The organism is Sulfurospirillum tamanense (assembly GCF_016937535.1).
In the GTDB taxonomy this organism is placed as follows: Bacteria; Campylobacterota; Campylobacteria; order Campylobacterales; family Campylobacteraceae; genus Sulfurospirillum_B; species Sulfurospirillum_B tamanense.
This window is the reverse complement of sequence record NZ_JAFHKK010000012.1, coordinates 54163-71758: the sequence shown is the minus strand read 5'-3', so window position 1 is coordinate 71758 and position 17596 is coordinate 54163. Positions and strand designations below refer to the sequence as shown.

18 protein-coding genes are annotated in these 17596 nt (G+C 48.1%); 3 read left to right on the top strand and 15 right to left on the bottom strand.

Annotated elements, in window-relative coordinates; genetic code table 11:
• Positions 1–289 precede the first annotated feature (289 nt).
• From JWV37_RS06890 to JWV37_RS06855, 8 genes are all read right to left on the bottom strand, one after another.
• Positions 290–1213 (bottom strand): 5-oxoprolinase subunit C family protein, encoded by a 924-nt coding sequence (locus JWV37_RS06890; protein ID WP_205459050.1) that lies wholly within the window; start codon positions 1211–1213, stop codon positions 290–292.
• Positions 1210–1884 (bottom strand): 5-oxoprolinase subunit PxpB, encoded by a 675-nt coding sequence (gene pxpB / locus JWV37_RS06885; protein ID WP_205459049.1) that lies wholly within the window; start codon positions 1882–1884, stop codon positions 1210–1212. The genes JWV37_RS06890 and pxpB overlap by 4 nt, the downstream gene beginning before the upstream one ends.
• Positions 1872–2609: a 5-oxoprolinase subunit PxpA gene (locus JWV37_RS06880; RefSeq protein ID WP_205459048.1), complete on the bottom strand. Its 738-nt coding sequence runs from the start codon at positions 2607–2609 to the stop codon at positions 1872–1874. The genes pxpB and JWV37_RS06880 overlap by 13 nt, the downstream gene beginning before the upstream one ends.
• Complete coding sequence (locus JWV37_RS06875) at positions 2610–3941, bottom strand: TRAP transporter large permease (RefSeq protein WP_205459047.1); 1332 nt, start codon at positions 3939–3941, stop codon at positions 2610–2612. It abuts the gene before it with no gap.
• Positions 3931–4419 (bottom strand): TRAP transporter small permease subunit, encoded by a 489-nt coding sequence (locus JWV37_RS06870; protein WP_205459046.1) that lies wholly within the window; start codon positions 4417–4419, stop codon positions 3931–3933. The genes JWV37_RS06875 and JWV37_RS06870 overlap by 11 nt, the downstream gene beginning before the upstream one ends.
• Positions 4416–5375 carry a TRAP transporter substrate-binding protein gene (locus tag JWV37_RS06865; protein WP_205459045.1) on the bottom strand — a complete coding sequence of 320 codons (960 nt, stop codon included), beginning with the start codon at positions 5373–5375 and terminating at the stop codon, positions 4416–4418. Before JWV37_RS06865 ends, JWV37_RS06870 begins: the two co-directional genes overlap by 4 nt.
• A gap of 143 nt (positions 5376–5518) precedes the next feature.
• Entirely contained in the window at positions 5519–6199 is a 681-nt protein-coding gene (locus JWV37_RS06860) for a response regulator transcription factor (RefSeq protein ID WP_205459044.1), read from the bottom strand.
• Complete coding sequence (locus JWV37_RS06855; RefSeq protein ID WP_205459043.1) at positions 6189–7712, bottom strand: sensor histidine kinase; 1524 nt, start codon at positions 7710–7712, stop codon at positions 6189–6191. Before JWV37_RS06855 ends, JWV37_RS06860 begins: the two co-directional genes overlap by 11 nt.
• Before the next feature lie 160 nt (positions 7713–7872).
• On the opposite strand from JWV37_RS06855, the gene gdhA reads away from it, so the two are divergent.
• Positions 7873–9237 carry an NADP-specific glutamate dehydrogenase gene (gene gdhA / locus JWV37_RS06850; RefSeq protein WP_205459042.1) on the top strand — a complete coding sequence of 455 codons (1365 nt, stop codon included), beginning with the start codon at positions 7873–7875 and terminating at the stop codon, positions 9235–9237.
• Positions 9238–9399: 162 nt separating this feature from the next.
• Here the strand turns inward: gdhA and upp are convergent, their stop codons facing one another.
• From upp to gltX, 3 genes are read right to left on the bottom strand one after another with little or no spacing between them, the layout of a single operon-like run.
• Positions 9400–10029, bottom strand: a complete 630-nt coding sequence (gene upp, locus JWV37_RS06845; protein ID WP_205459041.1) for a uracil phosphoribosyltransferase — start codon at positions 10027–10029, stop codon at positions 9400–9402.
• Between the two features lie 8 nt (positions 10030–10037).
• A complete protein-coding gene (locus JWV37_RS06840) occupies positions 10038–11300 on the bottom strand; it encodes a malic enzyme-like NAD(P)-binding protein (RefSeq protein ID WP_205459040.1) in 1263 nt (420 codons plus the stop codon).
• Entirely contained in the window at positions 11297–12697 is a 1401-nt protein-coding gene (gene gltX, locus JWV37_RS06835; protein ID WP_205459052.1) for a glutamate--tRNA ligase, read from the bottom strand. Before gltX ends, JWV37_RS06840 begins: the two co-directional genes overlap by 4 nt.
• 162 nt (positions 12698–12859) lie before the next feature.
• On the opposite strand from gltX, the gene JWV37_RS06830 reads away from it, so the two are divergent.
• Positions 12860–13705, top strand: a complete 846-nt coding sequence (locus tag JWV37_RS06830; RefSeq protein WP_205459039.1) for a peptidylprolyl isomerase — start codon at positions 12860–12862, stop codon at positions 13703–13705.
• Here the strand turns inward: JWV37_RS06830 and JWV37_RS06825 are convergent.
• Genes JWV37_RS06825 through accB form a run of 3 tightly spaced genes read right to left on the bottom strand, consistent with a single transcriptional unit; the run spans position 13692 to position 16090 of the window.
• The gene (locus JWV37_RS06825; protein ID WP_205459038.1) at positions 13692–14297 is read right to left on the bottom strand and encodes a hypothetical protein; all 606 of its coding nucleotides are present in this window, start codon (positions 14295–14297) and stop codon (positions 13692–13694) included. The two genes, JWV37_RS06830 and JWV37_RS06825, sit on opposite strands and share 14 nt — an antisense overlap.
• Positions 14298–14312: 15 nt before the next feature.
• Entirely contained in the window at positions 14313–15644 is a 1332-nt protein-coding gene (locus tag JWV37_RS06820; RefSeq protein WP_205459037.1) for an acetyl-CoA carboxylase biotin carboxylase subunit, read from the bottom strand.
• The gene (gene accB / locus JWV37_RS06815; RefSeq protein WP_205459036.1) at positions 15644–16090 is read right to left on the bottom strand and encodes an acetyl-CoA carboxylase biotin carboxyl carrier protein; all 447 of its coding nucleotides are present in this window, start codon (positions 16088–16090) and stop codon (positions 15644–15646) included. Before accB ends, JWV37_RS06820 begins: the two co-directional genes overlap by 1 nt.
• Before the next feature lie 108 nt (positions 16091–16198).
• On the opposite strand from accB, the gene dcd reads away from it, so the two are divergent.
• Positions 16199–16759: a dCTP deaminase gene (dcd, locus tag JWV37_RS06810; protein WP_205459035.1), complete on the top strand. Its 561-nt coding sequence runs from the start codon at positions 16199–16201 to the stop codon at positions 16757–16759.
• Positions 16760–16762: 3 nt separating this feature from the next.
• Here the strand turns inward: dcd and JWV37_RS06805 are convergent, their stop codons facing one another.
• On the bottom strand, positions 16763–17488 hold the full coding sequence (locus tag JWV37_RS06805) for a flagellin (protein WP_205459034.1): 726 nt from the start codon (positions 17486–17488) through the stop codon (positions 16763–16765).
• Positions 17489–17596: the final 108 nt, after the last annotated feature.

The following is a 17596-nucleotide window of genomic DNA, read 5'->3' as shown; positions in this document are numbered from 1 at the left end:
GTGTCCAAAACAAATCATTACTAAGCGACGTGGAAAAAATAAAAGGGCTTGGTGAAAAAATAGAAAGATTGGAGTCTGATAATAACCAAACAATCACAAACTATCAAAGTGAAATAAAAAAATTAAACCAAAGACTAGAGGAATTGGAAAAACTATTATTGCCATAAAACAAACTAAGCAGTTCCAACTAAGCAGTTCCAAGTATTTACTATTTACTAATTTCGACAGAGAATATTACGATAAAAAAACCGTTATCAATCTACAAAAAACACTCTCCAAGCTCTACTGCCTACCGAGATTTTTCACCCCTCAGGCCCATCGTCCCATAAAACTCTCGCATGATGCTTGCACCCTCTTCCATCGAGATGGGCGCGAAGCGTACGGTTGTTCCCGCGGGGCGTTGGGCTAGGGCGAAGCAGTCCACCCCGAGCACTGAGCCGATTTTGGGGTACCCGCCGATGCTTTGGCGTTCTTTTAAGAGCACGATGGGCTGTCCGTGCGGGGGAATCTGCACCGCCCCAAAGGCGATGCCCTCGGAAATAATCCCCTTTCCGCCATACCCCACCGCAGGCCCTTCGAGGCGGTATCCCATGCGGTTGCTCTCTTTGGTGATGGTGTATTCGCTCTCAAAAAACCGCGCTTTTTCTTCGGGCGCAAAGTATGCTTCTTGGTAGCCAAGCACCACGCGCAACAGCATTGGCTCGGCGTAGGAGGGCACATAACTCGCTTTAAGCCGTGCGCGGTGAGGCAAGGTTTGGGGCGCAAACTCCACCCTGTCGCCCTTCCAAAACCGCTGTCCACCGATGCCCTCTTTCACCGACGTTGAAGCACTGCCAAATACCAAAGGCGCGTCCATCACCCCCTTAAACGCCAGATACACCCATTGCCCGCATTCCACCATCCCAAGGCGAATGCGCTGGCCTTTTTCCACGCGAAACGTCTGCCACAAAGGTACAGGTTTTTCTTCTACATGTAAGGAAACTTTCGCGCCCGTCACCACCGCTTCAAAAGAAGCAAGGGCCTTAAACACGCCATTTCCAAAAGCCATTTCCAACATGGGTGCGTTAGGCGGGTTTTGCAAGAGCATGTTGGCCACGTAAAAAGCAAACTCATCGGCCGCCCCGCTTTGGCTGAGTCCCACCGCCGACGCGCCGACGCGCCCTGCATCTTGCAAGGTACACAGCGGACTGCAAGAGAGAACTTCCACGCTCACAGCACGCCCCCAAGGTCGAAAAATTCCCTGCGCGAAATGGCGCGAAAACGCACCCTATCGCCCGCTTTAAGCAAACTCAACCCTTCGCGCTTGGGGTCAAAAAGTTCCAGCGGTGTGCGCCCAAGGATTTGCCATCCTCCCGGACTTTTTTGCGGGTAAATGGCCGTTTGGTTTTCCGCAATACCCACGCTTCCTTTGGGAAGTGCGGTGCGCGGATTCGCATGGCGTGGCGTTGCAAGGCGCGGGTCTACCGTGCCCATGTAAGGAAACCCCGGCAAAAACCCGATGGTATACACGCGGTACACAGGGCTTACATGTAAGGCGATAATCTCTTCCATGCTTAGCCCTTTTTCACGCGCCAAACCCTCCAAATCAAGCCCTACTTCAGGGTCATAAAACACAGGAATTTCCACTTCCGCGTGCGAAGATTCTTCTGTTTTAACCGCCATTTTTGCCAGTGTTTCTTCCAACAAAGCTTTACATGTAAAGGGGTCTAGCACCAACGGGTCAAAGGCCACGTACAGCGACGTGTACGACGGGGTCACTTCCACGATGCCCGCGCACCCTTTGAGTGCCTCAAGGCCACTAAAGACCTGTGAGGCTACCGCAGGGTCGATAACATCGCCAAAAGTGACGATGTACGCCGTGGCTGAGGCGGTTAGGATTTCCATGCGTCAAGGTACGCGCGCAAGGTTTTGACTAACTCCACCGCTTTTTCGTTGTCCCCATGCACACACAGCGCGTCGGCTTTAAGGGTGAGAGTGTCGCCCGTTTCGCACACGAGCTTTCCTTCGCGTAGCAACAAATCGATGCGCGCCTTGACCGCTTCTTCACCGTGAAGCACCGCCCCTTCTTTGGAACGCGCCACTAACAATCCCTCTTTGGTGTACGCCCTGTCCGCAAACACTTCGTACAGCAGTTCGACTCCTAGGGTCTTAGCAAGGGTTTCGTAACGGGCATTAGCGGCACCCGAGAGAATCATCAGCTTCATCCCATAGCCCCGCGCCACTTTCGCTACGGCAGTGAAAATAGCTTCGTTGACCATCATGTCATTGTACAGCGCGCCATGGGGTTTGATGTAGCTCACCCCAACCCCTTGCACCGTTGCCATGCCTAGCAATGCGCCCACTTGGTAGCTTACTAGCGCAGTGATTTCTTGCATTGAACACGCCAAGGAACGCCGTCCAAACCCCACCAAATCAGGATAACTTGGGTGCGCGCCCACAGTGACGCCGTATTTTTTGGCCAAACCTAGAGTGTATTGCATGGTGAGCGGGTCTGAAGCGTGAAACCCGCACGCGATGTTTGCCATGTCTACAAGAGGCATCACTGCCTCATCTGTGCCCATTTTCCACGGGCCGAAACTCTCCCCAAGATCAGAATTTAGTCGCAGCATTTAAAACATCCTATCAGGCAAGTAAGTAACAATTTCTGGAAAGAATGTTACCAAAAAGACCACCAAAATCGTTAGCATGAAAAACGGAAAGGTCGCCTTTAAAATGTAACTAATACTTTCCCCCGAAATACTCTGAATCACAAAGAGCGAAAACCCAACCGGCGGGGTGATTTGCGAAAGCTCCACCATCAGTACCAAAAAGATACCAAACCACAACGGGTCAAATCCCGCCATCATGACGATGGGAAGGACAATAGGCAAGGTCATGACCACAATGGAAATGCCATCCAAAATCGTCCCCAACACAATGTACATCAGCCCAATCACCAAGATGAGCATGTAGGGCGAAAGGCCAAGCTCGGCGATAAACTCACTAATCGCGCGCGCAATCCCCAAAAACCCCACCACTTGAGACAAAAACCCCGCTCCTGCGATGATAAAACTAATCATCATGGTCGTTTTGATGGCGTTTAAAAGGGCTTCTTTAAAAACCGAGAGGCTAAAACTCTTAAAGTACACCGCCAAGGCAATCGCCCCCACTACGCCCAACGCCGCCGCTTCGGTAGGGGTGGCAAATCCGCCGTAAATACTCCCCAAAATAAGCCCGATGAGCATAAAAATAGGCACAAGCTCTTTAATGGAGTGCACATGTTGCGCAAAGGTAAAACGCGGTTTCACCGAGGGCATCACACTAGGATTTACCACAGACATAATCACAATGTACACCGCGTACACCGAAGCTAGCAAGAGTCCGGGCAAAATACCCGCGATAAACAGCTTCCCGATAGACACATTAGAAAGCACACCATAGATAATCATAATAAGACTAGGCGGGATGAGAAACCCTAACGTCCCGCTTCCAGCCAATGAGCCGATGGCTAAGGACTTGCTGTAGCCCCGCTCTTTAAGCTCTTCAAGGGTAATCTTCCCCACCGTCGCCGTCGTGGCTGCCGAAGAGCCAGACACCGCGGCAAACAAAGAACACGCCGCCACGTTTACATGTAAGAGCCGCCCAGGAACGTGTACAAGCCACGGACGCAACCCTTCCAAGATGCGCGTCGAGATAGAAGAGCGGTACAAAATCTCCCCCATCAAGATAAACATCGGAAGTGCTGCCAAAGACCACGAGTTAAGCGAGTCGTACACCGAGGTAGCAAGCAAATCGCCTGTTTTTTGCATCACACTTATCACGGGAGGCAAATTGTGCTCATACAACAGCATTCCTACAATCCCCGTCAACGTAAGCGCCACGCCAATCCACACGGAAGAGAGCAAAAAGAAAAACATCACGACAATCAAAACAACAGACAATATCAGCGGATCAGCGATCATGGCACAACCTTTTAAGGGTAAAGCTAAAAAGCGCAAACCAAAGCAAGGCCGAACCCACCACTACGGGGATTTGCGTGAGGTACAAGGGGGTTTGTGACACGCCCTCGGACACCATTTCCATGGATTTGGTGTCTAGCATGAAAATCCACGCGTAGTAGACCACCACACCCATAGTCGCCATCCCCAGCACTCCACAAAACACGTCCACAGCGCGGCTTGCTTTGTTTCCCAAGTAAGCCGTGATGATGGTAATGCGAATGTGGCTGTCGTGGTTGAGCGCGTACGCTAAGCCAAAAAAAACCGCTGAAAGGTAAAGGTATCCGCTGTATTCATCGGCGATCATGGTCGAGTACTGAAAAAAAGAGCGCCCTAAAATCTCCACCAAAATCAGCACGATTAACACGATGAGTGCCACCGAGGAAAGGACGGCTCCCCCCTTGGAGAGCCACCTATTTAGTGTGAAAACCCAGCCGATCATTGGGCGTAGTATTCCGTAAAAATCGCTTTGATGGCAGGCTCTGCGTCAGCTAGGTACTCCTCTAGCATCTTCTTCGCCACCTCATCCAGTTGCCCTTTAAGGGTGTCACTGGTTTCGCTAACACTCATGCCATTGTCAATGAGCATTTTAAGCGCTACCGCGTCTTCTTGCTTGCTCGCTTCCCACTGAGCAACTTCAATCTCATTTGCTGCTTTTAGCATCGCTTCTTGTTGGGCTTTGGAGAGAGATTTCCAGTAGTCAAGGTTGATGGTCACCGCTTGCAAAGGGTACGCGTAGCTAATTTTTGTAAAGTGTTTTAGCACTTCCCAAAAGTTGCCATCTTTTCCTGACGCTGAAGAAGTAAGCACAGCGTTTACCATACCTGTCTGAAGGGCAGAATAAACCTCACCCCATGGAAGTGCCACGGCGTTTCCCCCCACCATACTTACAAAGTTGGCGGAATTGCGGTCGTAGGTTCGGGCCTTGACGGTTTTAAAATCCGCCGTTGAATTGATGGGATTCATGGTGTAAATCCCGCTGGGTGGCCACGAAACCGCGTAGAGAATCTTTTGGTTCCACTGAGCAGCGGTTGCTTCGTAGGCAGGTTTGGAGATTTGGTACAAACGGTACGCATCCTCGTAGCTTTGCGCGATGAAAGGAAGGGCAGAAATTCCAAAAGATTTGCCGCCACCTGCAGTGAAAGGAATAAACATGTCTGTCATCGCTACTGTGCCATTACGTACTGCTTGAAGAGGATTTCCCTTTACAAGCGACGCGCCAGGATGCACTACGATGTTCACATTACCGGCCGTGTACTCTTTCACCAAATCGGCGTATTTTTGCGCCCCGATGGTATGAAAGTTGTTAGCGCCATAAATGGCGTTGAGGTCAAGTTTGATAGGATTGGCTAAAAGCGCAACGCCCAAACCCGCCAAAAGCAAAGCTTTTCGTAACATGGTAACTCCTTAAGATGTAGTTTTGGTCTCTATCATAAAAGATAACGGAGGGGAAAAAGTGGGGAAATGAACACAAGGAGTGATTATTTTTTCATCATTTCCCACAAAAAGGGGCGCAATAAAGAAAATATCTTTTTAAGGTGTCACTTTTTTTCACAACAAAGGCGATACCCAAGTTGAGAAATATTTTCGATGACATCCATGGGTATTTTCTTTCGCAAATCCCGCACAAAGCTTTTTAAAGCATCTTGGCTCATAGGTTTGTCGCTCCATAGCCGCTCTTCGAGGGTGGCGTATCGGACCACGTGGTGATCATGATTTACCAAAAGTGACAAAAACAGTACCTCTCGACGAGAAAGAGAAATTTCCTCATTCTGCCACAACACACTCTTACGCCCAAGGTCAAGCACTAGTCCTTCGCACAGACGAATGCGTCCTGAAATTTTCCCGCGTAAAGCCGCTTCCAGACCCTCTAAAAGCCGTTCGCTGTTCACAGGTTTTAAAATGTAGTGGTGAATGTGCAAATTCACAAGCTCAAGCAAATATTCCTCTTGGGCGTACGCGGTAAGCATCACAATAGGCGTACTAAAATCCTCTTTGCGAATCTGGCGCACTAGCGCAATCCCGTCCATCACCGGCATGTCGATGTCGCACAAAACCACATCAGGCTGATGCTCTTCGATAACGCCTAGCGCTTCTGCACCATTTTCTGCTTCGTAGACTTTATGAAAATAAAAGGCCAAGGTATTGACCAACCGTCGGCGCACTCCGGTTTCATCCTCTACACACAAAAGGGTTAATGACGAAAAACGTTCATCCTTCACGGCTCATCCTTAGAATAAATACAGCGCCAAGGGCACTGTTGTTAGCTTCAATCTTCCCGCCCAAATGCTTCTCCATGATCATCTTCGCCATGTAGAGCCCAAGGCCCGTTCCTGAACCTTTTTTGGTAGTCACATAGGGTTCAAAAAGGCCCTCCAAGACCTCTTCATCAATCCCGCCGGCATTGTCACTTAAGCGCACACACACCTCTTCCCCCTCATTTAAAACCTCTATCTCAATCCAAGGAAAAGGGGTGCCTTGGTGCAAGTGGGCGTCTTTGGCATTTTGAATGAGGTTTAGCACCACTTGGGCGTACGCAGAAGGATACCCCATTGCCCACACTTCCTTTTGCGCCTTAAAGATCACCTCAATGTTTTGATGCTTTAAGCTCGCATGGGCCAAGGTTAACGCTTCTTGGCACGCGGCCACAATGCAAAACCGCTCTTTGGTAGTTTCGGGTTTAAAAAAGTTGCGAAAATCATCGATAGTTTGGGACATGTAGCGGATGAGTCTGTCGCCTTCTTTGGCTTCGTTCTCGATGTAGCGTTGGTCGGCTTTGCCAAATTTCGCCGCCGTTTCAAGCTCCATGAAAATCCCTAACACTTCACTCAAAGGTTGCCGCCATTGGTGGGCGATGAGGCTCATCATCTCCCCCATTTGAGCTAAACGCGACTGGTGTAAAAGCGCTTGGTCTTTGGCCTTGGCCTCTTCAAGGGCCGCTTCGATGCGCAAACTTAACGAAGCGTTGAGCTGGGTTAGCGAGTGCTCTTTGAGGGCCACGCTCTCTTTGTATACATCAAGCACCCGTACCATTGCCCTAGAAATAACATAGCTTATCATCCCAAACACCACGGTTAGGAAAATGGCTGTGAGCAGCACCACCTGCACGTACGCGTCTGTTTGGGCTTCCATTTGGCTTTTGCGCTTGGCTAGCTCTTCGACGATGTCATCCACGTACACGCCCGTGCCAATCACCCAACCGTACTGGGGTTCGAGTTTTAAAAAGCCAATCTTCTTCGCTGGCGTTTCCACCCCTGGGCGCGCCCAATAGTACTCCACAAACCCGCCCTCGGGAAAAGTTTGTGCCGTGTCAATAAAGGAGCGAAAAATTAGCGCACCTGTAGCATCGGTATTATTTGTGTCATCAATACCGATACTCTCTTGACGAAAAGGATGTGCCACGAGATGGTGCGTAGTATCATGCACCCAAATGTACCCATCCACCCCATAGCGCACGCTCTCCATCCAACCGATGATTTGGGCCTTGACTTTGGCTGAGTCTTCTTCTTGCAACAACCCACGGTGGTAGGCGATGTAGGCATGAATTTTGTCATTTTCTTCTTTAAGCAGTTGCTTTTGGGTTTCGATATACTCAGCCTCCAAAAGCGCCGATTCACGGGCAAAGGTTTCGTATTGAGAGGTGATGATGCCATAAATCATCACACTGGCGAAAGCCAAAATGGTGACAATAGGGGTTAGAGTAATGAGTCTAGGAAGGGTGCGTTCGGTTATCATTGGGGCATTGTGCCACAAGGGAGGTTAAAAAGCCAAAGACTAAACTGTAACCCTCTGTAACGCATGGCTTTATTCGTTGGGCCAAGCCTTTAGCCTTATCTGCTTTGGTCTTTACTTTTGTTAAAGTAGAAGCGAACTATTTTTCTGCCAAGGAACCCCCATGTCTGTCACTCGCTATATTGACACCGTACTAGAACGCATCCAAGACGCCACACCTGGTCAGACCGAATTTTACCAAGCCGCCGAAGAGGTTTTGCGCTCTTTGGCACCCCTTTTGCAAGCCGAACCTAAATATGATAAATACAACATCATCGACCGCATTGTTGTGCCTGAGCGCACGATTATTTTTCGCGTGGTGTGGGTGGATGACGCGGGCGTGTACCGCACCAACATCGGCTACCGCGTGCAGTTTAACTCTGCCATTGGGCCGTACAAGGGAGGGTTGCGGTTTCACCCGTCGGTCAATCTAGGCATCATCAAGTTTCTGGGCTTCGAACAGATTTTTAAAAACTCCCTCACGGGCCTTAACATTGGCGGAGGCAAAGGGGGAAGCAACTTTGACCCCAAAGGCAAAAGCGACAACGAAATCATGAAGTTTTGCCAAGCCTTTATGAGTGAACTCTACAAGCACATCGGCGAGACCAAAGACATCCCTGCGGGCGACATCGGCGTGGGTGCGCGCGAACTGGGCTACATGTTTGGTCAGTATAAGCGGCTGACGGGAAATTTTGAAGGAGTGCTAACAGGCAAAGGGTTAAACTGGGGTGGGTCTTTGGTGCGCAAAGAAGCCACGGGGTTTGGCTCCGTGTACTTTGCCGAGGAGATGTTAAACAAAAATGGAGAGAGCCTTAAAGGTAAAGTATGTACTGTTTCAGGGGCAGGAAATGTAGCAATTTACACCATCCAAAAGCTTTATTCCATGGAAGCATTGCCCGTTACATGTAGCGATTCGCGCGGAATGGTTTATGACAAAAACGGCATTGATCTTGACACCCTTAAATTGATAAAAGAGATACAGCGTGAGTCTCTAAGTGAATACGTGCGCGTCCATCCCAATGCACGGTATATTCCTTGCCACCAATACAAAAAAGAGTGCAACGGCGTGTGGAGCATCCCTTGTGACGCCGCTTTTCCAAGCGCTACGCAAAATGAAATGAATCTTGAAGATGTCCAAACCCTTTATGCTAATGGGTGTCGCCTTATTTGCGAAGGTGCCAACATGCCTACTACAATGGAGGCGATGGATTTTATCATTGCCCACAAAGAGATTCTTTATGGGCCCGCCAAGGCAGCCAATGCAGGCGGAGTTGCTACCTCGCAACTGGAAATGAGTCAAAATGCCAGTATGCAAAGTTGGAGTTTTGCCGAAGTGGACAGCAAACTCCACTGCATCATGCGTTCCATTTTTAACACTTCCTATGCAACGTCTCAAGAATTTGGAGAGGAAGGAAATTTGGTCATGGGCGCCAATATTGCAGGATTCCGTAAGGTGGCCGATGCAATGATTGATCAAGGGGCAATTTAGTAAAACAGATTTCAAAAAAGGTTTTGTGGACTTTAGTTCATTTTTTTGTCATGCAAATGCGCTACACTTCTACCATCATTTGCCTAATGAGATTTCGACACACCCCTTGCCTAAGCACGTTTTTCGTGTTGGGGTGCGTCGGTTTTTTCTTTACATGTAAAGCTAATTCCCCGTATTAAACACACGGTCTCCTGCGTCTCCAAGTCCTGGTACAATATAACCGTTTTCATTTAATTTTTCATCAATACACGCCGTGTATACTGGCACGTCAGGATGGACTGCTGCAAATTTATTGAGCCCCTCAGGCGCTGAGACAAGGGCCAAAAACCGAATGTCTTTGACGCCTTTGGCTTTCAAAAAATTCACCGCATCTATGGCAGTGCCTCCTGTAGCAAACATGGGATCGATGATGATGGCCGTACGCGAAGCATGGTCGGCAGGAAGTTTCGCATAATAAAACTCCGCCTCCAAGGTTGTTTCGTTGCGTTGAAAGCCTAAAAACCCAACGCTCGCATCCGGAATGAGTTTAAAAATACCATCCAGCATTCCAAGGGCTGCGCGCAAAATCGGACAAATCATCACACTGGTGGCAAGTTTTTGGGCTTTTGCTACCGCCACAGGCGTTTGCACCTCCACGGGCTTAAGGGGTAAATCTCGGGTTGCCTCAAAAAGCATGAGGTACGAAATCTCATCCACTAGCAAACGAAAGTGAAACGGCTCTGTTTTACTGTCCCTCAAAATAGCAAGTTTGTGCTCAATCAGTGGGTGGTTGATGACATGAACGTTTTGCATATGACTCCTTAAATGCGAGCTTCTAGCTCTTCTTTATACTTTTCAACATCAAAGCTCTCGACATTGGCCACTTTATGTTCCCATGCTGCTTGCGCCACAGCCGCTGAAACCCACACATACACACGCTTATCAAAAGGGGTAGGAATAACATAATCACGCCCAAAACTCATCTCTTCGCGACCGTAAGTTTTTTTAATAGATTCTGGCACGTCTTCTTTTGCTAATGCCGCTAGTGCTTTTGCAGCCGCAAGCTTCATGCTTTCGGTAATCTTGGACGCACGTACATCAAGGGCACCGCGGAAAATAAAGGGGAAACCAAGTACGTTGTTGATTTGGTTGGGATAATCGCTTCGGCCAGTCCCCATGATGGCATCACTGCGCACCGCTGCTACTTCTTCAGGAAGAATTTCAGGTGTTGGATTCGCGCAAGCAAAAATAATAGGGTCTGCATTCATAGAACCAATCATTTCAGGGGTCAATATGCCCGCCTTGCTTAAGCCAAGCACCATGTCTGCACCTTTCATAGCCTCCTCTAGCGTTTCTTCGTCGGTTTGAGTTACAAGCTCTTGCTTGACACGGTCTAGGCCTTCGCGTTTATGGTTAATAACGCCCTTGGAGTCTAGCACGATGACATTTTTTGCACCCATGGCTTTGTACATTTTCGCACACGCTACACCCGCAGCACCCGCACCAATAACGACGATTTTAATCGCTTCGATTTTTTTGCCTGTAATCTCAAGAGCATTAAGTAAACCCGCACTAGAAATGATAGCCGTGCCGTGTTGGTCATCGTGCATCACAGGAATGTTTACGCGCTCTTGAAGCTTTTGCTCAATCTCAAAACAGCGAGGACCGCTAATATCTTCAAGGTTAATGCCCCCAAATGTTTCAGAAATTGCCACACAAATGTCGACAAATTTATCAGGGTCTTTTTCGTTGATTTCAATATCATACGCATTCACGCCTGCAAATTTTTTAAACAAAACCGCTTTACCTTCCATAACAGGCTTGCTGGCAAGTGCGCCAATGTCACCAAGACCGAGCACTGCCGTACCGTCGCTAATAACACCCACAAGATTGCCTTTTCCTGTGTATTCATAAGCGAGCTTAGGGTCTCTTTCAATTTCCAAGCAAGGAAATGCAACACCAGGACTATAAGCCGTTGAAAGGTCGCGCTGGGTTACACAAGGCTTGGTTACCTCGATGCCAATTTTGCCACCGAGGTGGTATTCTAACGCTTCTTCGCGTTCAACTTTACCCGTTTTACTCATTTGCCTGACTCCTTATAAAATGTGATAAATCTCTTCATGCGTGCAACACTTTCTTCTTGTCCAAGCACTGCCATGACGTGAAACACCGAGGGGCTTACAGCACTTCCTACTAAGCTAATGCGAATAGGCTGGGCTAGCTTCCCAAGTCCCACGCCGTGCGCTTCCAAAAGGGTTTTGGCCACCCCTTCAAAATCTTCAACACACGTTGGTTCCTCTTGTGTTTGAATGGCCGCACAAAACAGCTCCAAAAGCTCCAATGTCTCGGGAGACATGAACTTACTGACCGCTTTTTCATCGTAAGCCTTAGGTGCTTCAATGATTGTACGCACACCTGCGGCAAGCTCCACAAGGGTTTTTGCGCGCTCACGCAACGCGTCAATTAATAAAATTTGCTGAGGGTGCGCGCTTACGTCTACATCAAAACGCTTTAGCTCTTTTACAAGTGCCTCATGGGGCAGTGTTTTAATATAATGGGCATTAAGCCAATCAAGCTTTTGGGCATTAAAAGCTGAAGCAGAGGCGTTAATAGTATTGGGGTCAAACAACGTCCTCATCTCTTCCATAGAAAAAATCTCTTGGTCTCCATGGCTCCATCCAAGGCGTACCAAAAAGTTTAATAACGCCTCTTTTAAGTAACCCATTTTAGGGTATTCCATCACGTCCGTCGCCCCGTCACGCTTGGAGAGTTTTTTGCCACTTGCATTAAGAATCATTGGGACGTGAAAAAACTTTGGCACATCAAATCCCAGTGCTTCATAAATGATAATTTGTTTGGGTGTGTTGGAGAGGTGGTCGTCCCCGCGAATCACATGATTTACGCCCATCAGTGCGTCATCCACTGCGACAACAAAATTGTACGTAGGCGTGCCATCACTGCGCGCGATGATGAAATCATCCAAGATGTCCGCTGCTTGAAACCGCATGTCGCCTTTTACGCCATCGTGGAAGCGAATTTCCCCCTCAAACGGCGCTTTGATGCGCACTACTGGAGCAATCCCCTCAGGAGGCGTACCTGTAAAATCACGGTATCTCCCGTCGTATTTAGGACGTTCTTTACGGGCAGTTTGGTCTTCCCTGAGGGCATCAAGCTCTTCTTTGGACATGTAGCAATAATACGCCTTTCCCCCATCCAAAAGTTTCTGGATGTGTTCTTGGTAAATAGCCATGCGTGAAGACTGATACACTACTTCACTATCATGCTCCATCCCGCACCACGCAAAAGCCTCTTCAATGGCTTGTGCCGCCTCAACAGAATTGCGCTTTTGATCAGTATCTTCGATACGGAGGAGAAATTTCCCACCCATACGTCGCGCCCACAAGTACGAATACAGCGCTGTGCGCAACCCACCAATATGCAAATAACCTGTCGGAGAAGGGGCAAACCGCGTTACAACCATTATTTTCCTTTTACATGTAAGCATGTCAATCATAGGGATTTTACAAAAACATTCACACTGGGGCGAAAGATTTTAGTTAAATTCAATTGTTTTAATGCTATGATTAAAGCTTGTTTGAGTTTAAATTATATTGACTTCTTACTTAAATAAAGGATAATTCCCATGACCCTAAAACCTTTAAAACTTTCCCTTTTGGCGGTGGTTGCGACATGCTCTCTCTCCTACGCTGGGCTTGTCAATGCTATCTCTGTCACTGTCAACAGTGAACCCATCACCCTGTATGAAATCCATAAAGCCGCTGGGGCAAAAAACATCTCCTTGCGGGAAGCCCTAGACATGCTCGTGCAAGAGCGACTTGAGGATTCTCAAATCAAACGTCTTGGCATTAGTGCCAACGCCTTTGAAGTGCAATCACGCATGGAGGGTATCGCGGCACAAAATGGGATTAGCGTAACCGAGCTTACTGCCTTTATTGCTAGCCGGAATATGGGATTGGAAGCTTATAAAAAGGAACTAGAGCGCGCCATCAAACAAGAAAAGCTTTACCAACGCATCTTTGCCAATGCCATCGCACCCATTGACGGGGCGGAAGTACGACGGTACTACGAAGCCAATCCAGAAGAATTTCTACAAGCAAACACTTTTCAAGTTATCCGATACGAAGCCCCTAATGCCGAAGCCCTAGAGCGTGTTATCGCTTCGCCCATGAGTGTTGTTTCGGGCGTTACCATTAAAGAAGAAACTCTCCAAGCAGGCTCTTTGGATGGACGAACGCACTATTACCTCAACCAAACAAACGAAGGAGAATTTACTCCCATTGCAACAGGTAATCAAGGTGTGGCTATGTACTTGGTAAGCAAAAAAAGTGGGTTTGAATCGGTTCCTTTTGAGCGCGCCCGAGGCGCTATCGAAAATCACCTTGAAGAAAAGCGTCGCCAAGAAGCCATTAACAACTACTTTGAAAAACTCAAAGCTAGTGCAGATATTGTCGTCCTTAGACGTCCTTAAGTAGCGTGCCTATGTGCTCCCTGATGTGTGCATAGGCATCACCTTTCTCATCAGCCAATCCACCTGTGCTTAGCGCAGCAAGGGTATTGAAAGTGGTCACGCGATTCACAAAAAGCGCTTTTTCCAACTTTAAGCTTGCAGCATTTAAATACTTTAGCGCCTCTTCCAACCCTGCTTCATCATCGTATTCCAATGTTTCTAAAAAGCCAAAAGAAGGGGATTCTGTCGAGCCCTCAGGAAGCAATAAAGACGAGGTGCTGTGAAACAAAGAATGGTTCTCATAAAGAGAATTATCTACTAAGTCCATCATTTTTTCCCGAAGTGCGTCAAATGTTTCTTTTGAGGAAGGCATGTTTACAAGGGCGCGCAACCCCTTCATCTCTTTTTCTAAAGTGCCCACCCCTTGATGCAAAGCTTGTAAAAATCCCTCATTTGAATGGGTGTTTAATAATTGGTGCGTTAGGATACTTTTAGGTGTTTGGTGTGACGCAAGAGAAGCTGCCTCTTTAGCAGGGGAGAGCGTGGGTGAAGTACTGACGCGCTGTTGTTGAACATGGTTAATGTTTGTCCCAAACGCCGAGTGTATCTTCACGCACTAGCTCCTTTTTTAAAGAGTTGAGAGGTAGTTGGTGTCGTAATTATTGCTGATAAAATCAGGATTATCCATCATGGCAAGGTGGAAATCTCGCACGGTCTTAATCCCTTCTACATGTAACTCTTTTAACGCTTGTTTCATCTTAGCAATCGCGCGCGGTCGGTCCTCCGCCCACACGACAAGCTTTCCAATCATCGAATCATAGTGCGAAGGCACCACATAGCCCGAATAGGCATGGGAATCTAACCGCACGTTGCGCCCACCAGGAGCAATGAACGTGGTGATTTTTCCAGGACTTGGGATGAAACGCACGGGGTCTTCCGCGGTAATGCGGCACTCAATGGAATGGCCTTTACATGTAATGGCTTCTTGAGGAGGCAAAGCTTCACCCTCAGCCACACGAATCATGAGTTCAATGATGTCTAAACCACTGACCATTTCGCTGACACAATGTTCCACTTGTAAACGGGTGTTCATTTCCATGAAGTAAAAGTTTTTATCCGCATCGACCAAAAACTCAAAAGTGCCCGCGTTTTCATAACCGATAGCTTTGGTGGCTTTCACGGCGGTAGCAAGAAGCTTAGCACGGGTTTCATCATCAAGCAAAATAGCGGGAGATTCTTCGATGAGTTTTTGATGGCGACGCTGCAACGAACAATCGCGCTCACCGATGTGAATGGCGTTGCCGTGACTATCTCCCATGACTTGCACTTCGATGTGGCGGGGTTTTAAGATGTATTTTTCCATGTACAAGGTGCCATCGCCAAAGGCGCTCACTGCTTCGCTCTCGGCACCCAAAAAGAGTTTTTCTACGTCTTCTTCTTTGTGCACGACGCGCATACCACGTCCACCGCCACCTGCGGCGGCTTTAATGATGACAGGGTAGCCCATTGCATTGGCTAATGCTCTGGCCTCCTCAACACTCTTAAGCGCACCTTCGCTTCCTGGGATGACAGGCACGCCTGCTTTTTTCATCACCTCTTTAGCTTTGGACTTGTCGCTCATCATCATCATCACATCCACACTCGGGCCGATGAACTTGATTTTATGGTGCTCACAAATTTCCACAAAGCTTTGGTTTTCACTCAAAAAGCCGTATCCGGGGAAAATCGCATCGCATTCACTGATTTCAGCAGCCGTGATGATGGAGGGAATGCTCAAGTAGCTTTGGGCCGACTTTGGGCCACCAATGCAAATAGACGCATCAGCATACTTTAGATACAGTGCATCTTTGTCCGCTGTGGAGTATACCGCAATAGCTTGTTTGCCCATTTCTTGAATGGTGCGAATCGCGCGAAGGGCGATTTCACCGCGATTGGCAACAAGGATCTTTTCGATCTTCATTACAATTTCTCCACACTAAACAACGGCATATCAAACTCTACCGGCTGTCCATCTTCCACTAAAATGCTAACAACTTTACAATCAAAATCTGCTTCGATTTCATTCATGATTTTCATGGCTTCGATGATGCCAATGGCTTGTCCTTTTCTGACCACTTGCCCTACTTTAACAAAAGGTGCCGCATCTGGAGCTGGAGCTTGGTAGAAAGTCCCCACCATAGGAGATTTGATGCTTGGGCCCTCACTGCAAGGAACAGGTGCGGCTTGTGGTGCGGAAACAGAAACTTCCTTGGGAGCAACTTGTGAAACAGGGGCGGCAGACACAACAGTGGTGATTTCGCCTTTTTTTTCGATTTCGATTTCAAAATCATTTTCTTTTACATGTAAACGGGTAATTCCAGTACTATCAAAAAATTTCATCAAATCTTTGATGTCTTGTTTCTTCATAAGGAGGCTCCTAAATGTGAGGGTTTTGAACCGCTTTGAAGGATTTTTGGCGGCACAATTTTGTGTTATAATACCACATATTCAACTAACTTGCACTTAAGGATACCCATGGGTTTGAAAGCCGACAGCTGGATTCGAAAGAAGTCACTTGAGGAAAAAATGATAGAACCGTTTTGCGAAGAACAGGTAGGAAAAAACGTCGTTAGCTACGGTGTGAGCAGTTACGGATACGACATCCGCGTCGGGCGCGAGTTCAAAATCTTTACCAATGTCAACTCTACAGTGGTAGACCCCAAGCACTTTGATGCCCAAAACGTGGTGGATTTTGAAGGGGATGTGTGCATCGTGCCTCCCAACTCCTTTGCTCTTGCACGCACAGTGGAGTACTTTCGCATTCCCCGCAATGTGCTCGCCATTTGTCTAGGAAAAAGCACCTACGCCAGATGTGGCATCATCGTTAATGTCACGCCTTTTGAGCCTGATTTTGAAGGGCATATTACCATCGAGATTTCTAATACTACACCGTTACCTGCGAAGATTTATGCTAACGAAGGCATCGCGCAAGTGCTCTTTTTGGAAGGGGACGAACCGTGTGAAACGACGTATAAGGACAAGGCGGGCAAGTACCAAGGACAAACTGGCATCACCCTGCCTCGTATTTTGAGGTAATTTTTACCCTAGCAACATGGTCATTTGCTGTTGCAAAATGGCCATGTTGTGGGATTGGGCCATCGCCGAAGCGGTAAGTCCCGTTTGACTTTGGCTAAGCTCATTGAGCTTTTGGCTTAGGGGTGTCTCAGAAACTTGCGCGTAGCTTGATGCGGTGCTGCTGATGCCTGCAAGTAAATTATTCACCGCTACTTGTGCCCCTTGGCTCGCACTGCCCACATCTGAGAACAATCCGCTCACTTGCTCTCGCAACCCTTCGATGCTTTCTTGGTTGTCAATGGCAACCTCTCCCATGCTGACCTCGCCAAGCCCCAAAGCAGACGCGTTTCCAAAAAGAGCTTGTCCGTTAAAGGTGGTTTGATTCATCATGTCACTCATGGCATCGCGCGTGGTGTTGAATTCTTGCTCTAGCATCGCTCTTTGGTCACTTCCCAAAGCGGCGTTATTGTACGCGACGGAGAGTTCGTTGAGGCGCTCTGCCCCTGCTTGCACCCCTTTGAGCGCACCATCGGCCACTTGAAGCATCCCGATAGTCGCGTTTTCGTTTTGGACTTGTTGGGTCATGGTGGCAAGCTGGGAGTTGAGCATGTTGGCGTTAATGAGATTGGCCCCGTCTTTGCCGCTTAGTTCTCGCGTTGCCGCGATTTTTGCTAGGGTGTCTTCTGTGTTGGTTTTGTGCTGATTCATCACCGTGGAGGTGAACGTGTTAGTAAGTGATCCGATTTGCATAAGAACCTCCTTAATGCATCTTAAGGTACATTTTACCTCTTTTGTGGCACGAAAGTCAAACCAAACCTAGGTTTTGGTATCATTGCGCATCTTCGCGCAAGGATTGCA